This is a genomic window from Oscillospiraceae bacterium, from assembly GCA_034925865.1.
Taxonomy (GTDB): domain Bacteria; phylum Bacillota; class Clostridia; order Oscillospirales; family SIG627; genus SIG704.
The window spans coordinates 36,452-46,854 of the sequence record JAYFRN010000011.1; the positions used below are offsets into that span (position 1 = coordinate 36,452).

General features: G+C 43.5%; 7 protein-coding genes. 4 read left to right on the top strand and 3 right to left on the bottom strand.

Annotated features, from left to right (window positions below; genetic code table 11):
* The 3 genes from VB118_05815 to VB118_05825 form a co-directional block, all read right to left on the bottom strand.
* Window positions 1-1,080: a carbamoyl phosphate synthase small subunit gene (locus VB118_05815; protein ID MEA4832115.1), complete on the bottom strand. Its 1,080-nt coding sequence runs from the start codon at window positions 1,078-1,080 to the stop codon at window positions 1-3.
* Window positions 1,068-1,997, bottom strand: a complete 930-nt coding sequence (pyrF, locus tag VB118_05820; GenBank protein ID MEA4832116.1) for an orotidine-5'-phosphate decarboxylase — start codon at window positions 1,995-1,997, stop codon at window positions 1,068-1,070. Before pyrF ends, VB118_05815 begins: the two co-directional genes overlap by 13 nt.
* Window positions 1,998-2,215: 218 nt before the next feature.
* Window positions 2,216-3,457 carry a dihydroorotase gene (locus VB118_05825; protein ID MEA4832117.1) on the bottom strand — a complete coding sequence of 414 codons (1,242 nt, stop codon included), beginning with the start codon at window positions 3,455-3,457 and terminating at the stop codon, window positions 2,216-2,218.
* A 425-nt stretch (window positions 3,458-3,882) separates the two neighbouring features.
* Here VB118_05825 and VB118_05830 point away from each other — a divergent pair, with 425 nt between their 5' ends.
* The 4 genes from VB118_05830 to VB118_05845 all read left to right on the top strand — a co-directional run bounded on the left by VB118_05830 (window position 3,883) and on the right by VB118_05845 (window position 10,395).
* Window positions 3,883-4,599, top strand: coding sequence for a sugar phosphate isomerase/epimerase (locus VB118_05830; protein ID MEA4832118.1), 717 nt, complete (start codon window positions 3,883-3,885; stop codon window positions 4,597-4,599).
* Between the two features lie 217 nt (window positions 4,600-4,816).
* A complete protein-coding gene (locus VB118_05835; GenBank protein ID MEA4832119.1) occupies window positions 4,817-6,526 on the top strand; it encodes a TerB N-terminal domain-containing protein in 1,710 nt (569 codons plus the stop codon).
* Between the two features lie 131 nt (window positions 6,527-6,657).
* Complete coding sequence (locus VB118_05840) at window positions 6,658-8,043, top strand: ATP-binding protein (GenBank protein MEA4832120.1); 1,386 nt, start codon at window positions 6,658-6,660, stop codon at window positions 8,041-8,043.
* A 42-nt stretch (window positions 8,044-8,085) separates the two neighbouring features.
* Window positions 8,086-10,395, top strand: coding sequence for a DEAD/DEAH box helicase (locus tag VB118_05845; protein MEA4832121.1), 2,310 nt, complete (start codon window positions 8,086-8,088; stop codon window positions 10,393-10,395).
* Window positions 10,396-10,403 lie beyond the last annotated feature (8 nt).

Consider the following 10,403-nt stretch of genomic DNA (forward strand, 5'->3'; position numbering starts at 1 on the left):
TTATATGTCTCCTTTACACTTCGCGGTAAATTCGTCGTATATCCATCCGGTTGTATGTTCATTTGACGTATTATCCGGTCGGTATTGAACCGTTTCAAGCGGATATCCGCGATACCGGATTGCCTCCGGAGTGAGATCGCTAAGATTTATCTGTGTTATCTCGCCGACAAGGCGGGGGATCGAATTGTTCTTTACCGTATATCCGTGATTTTGATCCGTTACATATATACGTGATTTTACGGGACACAGCACGGAATAATTCTGACCGCGATGGCCGGAATTCAACTCTTCCGTTTCGGCTCCCAATGCCGCGGCACATATAATATGTCCGAAACCTACGGCAATGGTGTTTATTTTTAATTCAATTATTTCTTTAATGTTGTTTTTTAAGCTATCAGATATACCGGCCGCTTCGCTGCCGTCAGAAATAATGATTCCGTATGGATTCAATGCGCAGATCATTTGGGCGCTGTATGTACGGGGTACGACGGTGACACGCATGTTCCTTGTCGTCATCGCTTCCGCTTCTCTTGCCGCTCCGCCTAAATTATATATCACAATATGCCTGTTGCCATTTCCGGACGAAACGCTTGATTCCGTCTCTGATAAAACAACAGGTTTAGCATTATTGAAAAGAGATATGATTTCCGTAAGCTTATCTTTTTTTGTGATATCCTCGGTTGTAACGGCTGCGCGTATCCGCCCAAAACGCGCGATACGGCGCGCAAGAGCCCGGGTATCTATCCCGGCGACAGCAGGAACGCAATGTCTGCAAAGATATTCTGATAATGTATAACCACATCTGTAATTACTCGGCGCGGAACATATATCATGGGTAATCAAAGCGGCGGATCGGATCGGTATATCCATATCCTCAGCTTTTATCCCGACATTTCCTGTCATGGGGTTTGTCAGCATAGTTATGTATCCTTCGCTTGCCGCGTCGGTTATAACATTCCGATAACCGAAAACACTGCTATTGCATGAGATTTCACCGAAAGCGGTTCCCTGTGCGCCGCAGCTTTCACACGGAAATATTTCATTTTCGGAAAATATCAGATAAGCTTTTATTTTTGACACCCCCTGAATTTATTTATATCGTTTTTCATATCCAAAGCCGCGTCTCTGGCGGCGGTTTTATAATCTCCTCCGAGCTTTTTATATGCGCATATAAGTCCGCGCGATGAATTCACGACAGCTCCCAGACCGTTTTTATCAAACGCTCCGGCGATGTCCTCTCCCTTTGCTCCCTGCGCGCCGTATCCGGGGACAAGAAGAAATACACCGGGAAGAACATCCCTGATTTCTTTCAGCTGTTCCGGATATGTCGCGCCCGCGACGGCTCCTACAGCCCGGTATCCTCCGCTCTTTCGCGTTTGATTTGCCCATTCCTTGACAAGCATCGCGCAGCGCATATACAGCGGCATCTTTTCTCCGTTATACTCAGTCTCAATGTCCTGCAACTCTCCGGAAGAAGGATTGCTCGTTTTCACAAGAGCGAATATCATCTTGCCGTTTTCATTGCAGTCATTTAAAAACGGTTTTATCCCGTCGCTTCCGAGATATGGGTTCACCGTAAGCGCATCCGCATAAAACGGAGACATTTTTTTACCGAATATGTCTGTTTTGCCGAGATATGCATTAGAATATGCCTCGGCGGTAGAGCCGATATCTCCGCGTTTTGCGTCCAGTATTACATACATACCGCATTTTTTCGCATATGCAGCCGTATTCCTAAGCGCTTCCAAACCGTGAATTCCATACATCTCATAAAAAGCCGATTGCGGTTTTACACATGGAATTATATCGCATACCGCATCGATCAGCCCCTTATTAAACTCGAATATCGCTTCTCCAGCGGCACGGAACCCCGGACCGTATTTTTTTACGGAACTATCGAGTATTTCTTCCGGAATATATTCAAGTTTTGGATCAAGTCCGATTACGGTAGGATTATTTTTTTCGCTTATTGCTTTGATTAGTGCTCTTACAGACATATTTTTCTCCCGGTATAATTATTTATGTTTTTTATTAACTCGGCATTTAAATAATTACCGCTTAAAGAGAGAAAAGACTCTGGTATATGGGCTTTTCTCTCTTATAAAACACGACTTATTTAAATGCCGTTTTAATAATTGCCGCTCTCTATGAGAGAAAACTTTGGTATACAGGCTTTTCTCATATTGTTCGGCTGCAATTTAAGCTAAATAATGACTTATATTTGATTATTTATTTTTTTTCCGAACGCATATCCGACCGGTCTGCCGAAAAGAGAAACACCTTCAAATACCGAATTATGAGATTTTGATTTACCGTGTGAGGCCGTATAAACAAATTCATTTTCCGTATCGAATAATGCGACTCTGCAGCCTGAATCAAGGTTCAAGGGTTTTATTCCGAAAAGCCTTCTCGGAAAATCGCTCATCAAACATATAAGCCGCGTAAACGTAATATATCCGCTCTTTACAAGAGCGGTATAAGCTGCGGCAAACGAGGATTCAAGCCCGATAACACCGAATGGCGCCGTTCTCAGCGCGGACGATAAATCCCGGTCACCGATGCGCTTTTCGCTGTCTGTATGAGGCGCGTGATCTGTCACTATTATATCTACGGTGCCGTCGCATATCGCTTCAATCGCCGCGAGTCTGTCGGCTTCGGATCTGAGAGGCGGATTCATTTTTGCGTATGTGCCTCTTTCATAAACCTCGGCTTCGTTAAAAAAGAAATAATGCGGGCATGTTTCGCAGGTTACGCCGATTCCCGCCTTTTTTGCTTCCCGTATAAGAGTAAAGCCTTCTTTGGTGCTGACATGAGCAATGTGTACGGCAGTATCTGTTTTCGAGGCAAGAGCGATGTGTCTTTTTATCATTTCGTATTCGGAGTCGTTCGATATACCCGGTAAACCGAGCTTTTCGGATATAATGCCTTTGTTTATCACTCCTCCGTAAACAAGCTCCGGGCATTCGCAATGAGATATCAAGGGTAAACCGAGAGCAAATGCCGTCTTCAATGCTGACTCCATTATATCGTCTCTTTGTATCGGCTTTCCGTCGTCAGAAAATCCTGACGCGCCGGCAGCGGCCAAAAGCTCTAAATCACATAGCTTCTCGCCGGCCGAACCGACCGTGACGCATGCTATCTGATGCAAATTTACAGGAAGCGCCTCAGCCCGCTTGCATATATCGGCAATGATCTCCGGGCTGTCGCAGGCAGGCTTCGTATTCGGCATAGCGGCAACATCGGAAAAGCCGCCGTAAAGCGCCGCCTGCGCAGCCGAATAAATATCCTCTTTATAAGTATACCCGGGATCCCTGGTGTGTATATGCGCATCGAACAACGCTGGAACAACGCGAATTGAATCAGGTTCAATACGGCCGCATCCGCATTCATCATTAAACAAAACTACATCTGAAAGCTCTATATATCCGCCGTCAAATCCTTTTACATTCAGAACCATCCCGAGTAAACACTCCTCTGTTATATTGAAATAATTATAGCATCGTCTAAAAAGAAAGTAAATAGCTTATTCCGTTATATTTTTACGCAGTAAATATATAATCGTACTCTGGTATATGGAATTTTATTTATATATAATAATTATTCAGCAGCATTTTTAAATAATGTCTGCTGGACAATCATAAAACAATACGACAGTAAGGAATTTATAAAAATAATGATTGTTCAGGTGCAGACGGCAATCAATGGATACTTCGGGTTTTGGCTGGTTTTTTACCTGCCAAAAACTATGCCGTTCAAAAACGGCATTATTTAATAGACATTAAATAAACCATAAAATTTTACTATATATAAATATTATTGATTTTTCCCGGCTTACGTAATATAATAATCTCATAATATTACATCAAACGAAAGGATAATAATATGAAATACAGCATTCAGTTATACAGTGTCCGCGATCTTGCCTCAAACGATCTTGAAGCGGCAATCCGTGAGGTCGCCCATATAGGTTATTCGGCAATAGAATTTGCCGGATTCTTTTCACATTCCGCCTCGGAAGTATCAGGATGGCTTAAAAAATACGGAATAGGAATTTCCGGTACACATACCGGATGGGAAGAAATTGCGGATAATTATGACGATACGCTCGCTTTTCACAAGGAAATCGGCAATAAATATATAATCATCCCTGGCGCCGATCTTTCCACGGCGAAGAAGCTCGACGATTTTATCACAATGGTGAATACTTATGTGCCGAAGCTCAAAGCAGAAGGAATCACACTCGGTTTTCACAATCATTATGCCGAATTCGCGCCGAATAATGACGGACAGATCATTTATGACGAGCTTGTAAACAGATCAGCTCTTTCTCTTGAGATAGACACATACTGGGCATTCAAAGCAGGTAAGGATCCGATTGCGCTTATGAAAAAATATGCCGACAGACTCATTTTTGTTCATTTGAAAGATGGTGACGGAGGTATGGGCGGCAGAGCGCTCGGAGAAGGCATTGCTCCGGTCAAGGCCGTACGAAAAAAGGCTGTTGAAATGGGAGTGCCGATGGTGGTGGAAAGCGAAAATCTCAATCCGAACGGAATTGATGAAGTAACACGCTGCTTTAAATACCTCGCGAGCCTTTAATTTTTAATTTTCAATTTTTCATTAGGCCGCATAACCGTCCAATCCGGTATGCGGTTTTTCTTATACTCAAAATAAACAATATCAAATGCATGCGGCGCAATACTCAATTTTATGAAAATTGTTTTAGATTTCTTGTAATATCAAGTATATATATTGACAAGAATAATGAATGTATGCTAAAATAATATAATAAATTTTTTGTTTGGAGGCAGTGATTTTGAAGGAAATCGAAGATCGTAAACCCGGCGAAACGAGCGGAAACGATGACGGTTTCTGGAATATCGACAAGCTTGTTCCTCCGTCAAGACGGGGCGCAAAGCGTGCCCCCGAATATGCCGAATATAAACCCGGGATTAATACGGCGGAAATCATAATCGGATCACCCGAGAAAAACGAAAACGAAGTGCCTATACAAAGTCTCAAGACCTGTTGTCCAGCCGATAATCCCGGACATAATATAATTTTTAAAGACAGCAATATTCTTATTGATGCCGACATATGTCCTTATGTATCCCCGACGGAACGCGAACGCGGATTTTTAAGGATGGCGCGCATTTCCTACCGTAAATCGTCATCCCCTTCCGCAGTTCATTTTCCGATGTATTCATTTTCGCCGGTTTATGCCGATATGAATTCCGCACAGCTGAACTGGTATTACAGTTGGCGCGAGCGGTTTATTTCCGGAGCAGATATAAAAACCGACAACGCGTATATGAACCTCTTTCTTTCCGAGCTTGTAAATCTTTCACTCGCGGGAGAGCTTTCTCCGGCCGATACGATACTGATTATAATGCGTTTATGGAGCTGCTTCAGAACCGAAAGTGTATATAACGATAAGCTTTTTTGCGATATCGTTTCAGACTTCTGTATTCTTACCCGGACACCGCTTCCCTTTGAAAAAATTGGCGAAATAATCTGTTCAATCAAAACACGCGGGACGCCGCTTATATACGGTCTATATATTTTTGATTACCTTCTGACACATCCCTTAATCCATACTAAAACTTCAATGGATTTTATGCTTTCAGTTATTTCGGATTACGATTACAGATCGTCAAAGCATTACGCGGAAAACAGCGAATACGCGGCAAAGCTCTCCGCGGTTATTCTGAAATTTACCAGAAGCGGAATTTTTTCTTATGATCAATCCGGCGATTATCTGGGCACAAAAAAGCCTTCCGAACTGACGGTCAAAAGAAGAATCTTTCCCGGAATAGTCATTGATTCATCACTGGTTTCATCGTTATCCGTCAGATATTATCCTCTTCACTGCGACGAATCCGTGCGGCTTCGCACCGCAAGCATCGTTAAATATATCGAGAATAAGCTTCGCGCCATATACTGTATACGCAACAGGCTCTCAAATGTCAATATAAGCTCCGATCAAAAATCGCCGATAGACGCGTTTTTTTCGCGAATACATTCTGTTTCAAACAAACCAGTTGAAAAACTCTTGTCTCTTGATACTGAAAAACAGGAAGTAAATAAAAAGGTTACTGTCGATATAAATATCGAAAAAGCCAAGAATATCGAGCTTTCCTCCTGGGACACGACCAAAAAGCTTACGGAAGCGTTTGACGACAGCGGCGAAATGCTTGATTTTGCCATTATTCCTTCAATAGATTCTTTTGATGCGGAGGACGAATGCGATACGCCGCAGGAGGATTACGAGTGCGATTCAGCAGATGAATTTGCGACATTTGCATCAGAAATAACTCCTCTTCAAAAAGAAATTCTCCTTTTCCTTTTGTCTGACAACAAAGCCGCGGCACGCACATCCGCCATAAGCGCCGGAAGCTTTTTAGAGGCCGAGGTTGATTTGATCAATTCCGCAGCTGCGGATATAATACGTGATATTGTAATAGAACAGACGTTGGACATAACCGGAGATTATATTTCGGATTTACTTCGTGTTTTACAATCATAAAACACACTTTGATAATAGCGGAGCATAATATTAAGTTTTGCATTAATCGCCGGCTTTTGGCACAGCCATAATAATTATCGAACAAGGAAAGATTTATTCATCATTTTACAATGAATAAATCATGGTATAAAATGATGACAAACGAAATAAACAAAGCAGCGGATATTATTAAAATACCGAGACGCGTACTCGGAACCCTGTTGAACGCTTATGCCGCCGGTGTTGTTCCCCGATTCGGATTGGAATACATCGCCATCGGAAGAAGCTCCGAGATCGGAGCTTTTTTATCTGATTTTGACGCGATAGCCTCGGGTATGGGAACTTTCCGCTTTGTAATAGGAAAATACGGCAGCGGAAAAAGCTTTTTAATCGGGCTTGTCCGCTGCAACGCTCTTGAACGGAATTTTATAACCGCCGACTGTGATCTTTCTCCGGAACGAAGATTTCACGGTTCAAAAGGTCAGGGGCTTGCCGCTTTCCGCGAGCTCATGAAAAACCTCGGTTCAAAGTCTTCTCCGGACGGAGGCGCGCTGCCTTCTATACTCACAAGATGGCTGTCCGGACTTCAGACCAACGCTGTAAAAAACGGCTTTTCTCCCGACACTCCGGTTTTTTTTTCAGAGGTGGAAAAAGATATTTATTCGGTGACGGACGATCTTTGCTCGCTTGTAAATGGTTTTGATTTCGCTAAAGTATTAAAAAAATACTACGACGGAGTCATCAAAGGCAACGACGACGAAAAAGAAAGCGCCTTACGCTGGTTAAGAGGCGAATTTTCCACCAAGCAGGAGGCTCGTTCCTGCGGGCTCGGAACTTCTTCCATAATTGACGACGCCAACTGGTATGATTATATAAAGTTATATGCGGCATTTTTCCGCAGAATCGGATATAAGGGCTTCATCGTTCTTTTTGACGAAGGAGTTAATTTGTATAAAATACCGAACCGACTGTCACGTGAAAATAATTACGAAAAAATTCTTTCAATGTTTAATGATACTTTGCAGGGAAAGGCCGAAGGGCTGGGTATCGTGCTCGGCGGAACACCCGCGTTTCTGGAAGACAACCGAAGAGGACTTTTCAGCTATGAAGCTTTGAAAAGCCGCTTGGAGGAAGGTCGGTTTACCGGCGACAGAAGGAATCTTATTTCACCCGTTATCAAGCTGAACCGCCTTTCCGATGATGAGCTTTACGCGCTTGTGGAAAGGGTCATGAAGCTCCATTCTCAATATTACGGAGTTCAGTTACAGCTCACAGAGCAAAATATAGTAACTTTTCTGAAAATCTGTCTTGAACGGATGGGAGCCGATGAAATGATCACTCCAAGAGAGGTCATTCGGGATTTTCTCAATATACTTAATATAATGCTTCAAGACAAATCAGTGACCTTTGACGAGCTTGTCGGAAACAAAAACAATATAAAACTCGAAAAAGCCTCAGAGAGCGATAAAGAGAACAACGATAGCAGCGAAGAGGGCAATGACGACGATTTTTTCAATCTCGGAAAATTAGAGCTGTAAGACCAAATAAGGTCATTTATATCGGATCAGGAGGTATAAATCATGTCGAAGTCGGACGCATCGGAAATTTTCGCACGCTATTCGCCTTTTATCCGCGATTTTATATACAAAAACAACTGGCAGTCTCTGCGTGAAGTTCAGCTTAGAGCGGCCGATGTCATTTTCAATTCAGAAAATAACTTATTGATTTCATCCTCCACAGCCTCCGGTAAAACAGAGGCTGCGTTCTTTCCGATATTGTCAATGCTTGAATCCGAAGGGCGCGACAGCTTCGGAGTTTTATATATCGCTCCGCTGAAAGCGCTGATCAACGACCAATTTTCACGCCTTGAATATCTTCTTGATGAAAGCGATATACCTGTTTTTCACTGGCATGGTGATGTCCCGACTGCGCATAAGGAAAAATGGATCAAAAAGCCTTGCGGGATCCTTCAGATTACACCGGAATCGCTCGAAAGCATGCTTATCAACCGCCGCAACGATATTCCCCGTATATTCGGCAACCTCAGATTCGTAATTATCGACGAAATACATACGCTGATGGGGTTCGACCGCGGCGGACAGACAAAATGTATAATTGAACGGATATCTTCGCTTATCGGCTTTTCGCCCAGGCGGATCGGGCTTTCCGCAACGGTCGGCGATACTTCTCTCGCCGCCAAATGGCTAGGTGAAGGCAGCGGAAGAGACACGGAAGTAGTGGATATAAAAGAAAAGGGCATTGTCTGGAAGCTTGCGGTGCAGCATTTCTTCGCCGACGGCGCTCCCGGGCCGCAGACAGAGCCAAAAAACAGCGAAGAAGCGGTTGAAATGCTTTCAGGGTCATTTGAAACAACGGATTCATCACAGGAAGCTCCACCGGCTGATGCCGCAAGCGAATTTGTATATGACGCGACCGCCAGAAAAAAATGTATCATATTTTCAAATTCCCGCGAGGAAACAGAGCATGTCACCGCCACAATGCGCCAAATCGCGGAAAAGCGCGGCGACCCGGACCGCTTTTATATACATCACGGAAATCTTTCCGCCGCTATACGCGAAGAAACCGAAATAGTTTTAAAATCCGATGCGATAAACACCGCCTGTGCGACGGTAACTCTTGAATTGGGTATAGACATCGGAAAGCTTGAACGGATAATCAACATCGGTTCGCCAAATACAGTCACGGGATTTCTTCAAAGAATAGGCCGTTCCGGACGCAGGAGCGAGCCATCTGAGATGATACTCGTTTTCAGGGAGGAACCAATCCTTCCAAACGCACCGCTTTATCAGCTTATTCCATGGGAGCTGCTGCAGGCGATCGCAATAATTCAGCTATATATCGAAGAAAGATGGATCGAACCTCCGTTTTCAAAAGCAATGCCGATGAGCTTGTTATTTCATCAAACGCTTTCAGCCGCCGTTTCATCCGGATCACTTTCACCGGCAAAGCTCGCCGGACGCGTCCTATCTCTCTCACCGTTTCGGAACGTCGATAAAAACGATTACCGCGACCTGCTTGTAGATATGATAAAACGCGGTTATTTGCAGCAGACAGAGGAAAAAGAACTGATATGCGGCGAAAAGGGCGAAAGGCTCGCCGGCAATTTTAAGTTTTATGCCGTTTTCAAAGACAGTGAAGATTATACAGTCAGAATAGGCAGCGAAGAAATCGGAACCATTACGTCTGTTCCTCCGGTCGGAGACAGATTCGCGCTTGCGGGACATGTATGGGAAGTCGAAGAAATTGATGTTCCCCGCAAGCTGATATATGTAAAGCGTGTCAAGGGTAAGATGGAGATATCGTGGCCCGGCGATAAAGGTGAAATACACACGAAAATCCTCAAGCGTATGAAACGCGTAATAGAAGAAGACATAATTTATCCTTATCTCATGCCGAACGCAGCAAAACGGCTGAATGATGTCAGGCAGCTGAATAAAAACACGCGCTTTACTGAATGCGGCATAATTCCTCTCGTAAACATGAGCTATGTCATGTTTCCCTGGCTCGGGACGCGTTCAGTAAGAACATTCCGTCGCTTTTTAAAATTCAAATGCGCTTCAAAGCTCGGACTGACTCAGATCGAACAGGACTCATGTTATTATCTCACATATAAAGCCGAAAATTGTTCTCCCCGTGAGCTGGCGTTGTTTATGAAAAACTATATTGACAGAAACGAGATCAGAATGTCTGAGCTTGTAGGAGAAAACGAGCATCCGATATATGAAAAATATGATGATTTTATATCTCAGAAGCTGCTTTTAAAATCGTTTTACACTGACAAACTCGACTTTACGGAATCAAAAGAACGAATAAACGAAATCGATGCGGAAACGCGCAAGCAGCAGGCAGCTTTTCAGCAGCAAAAATAAACTTAGAA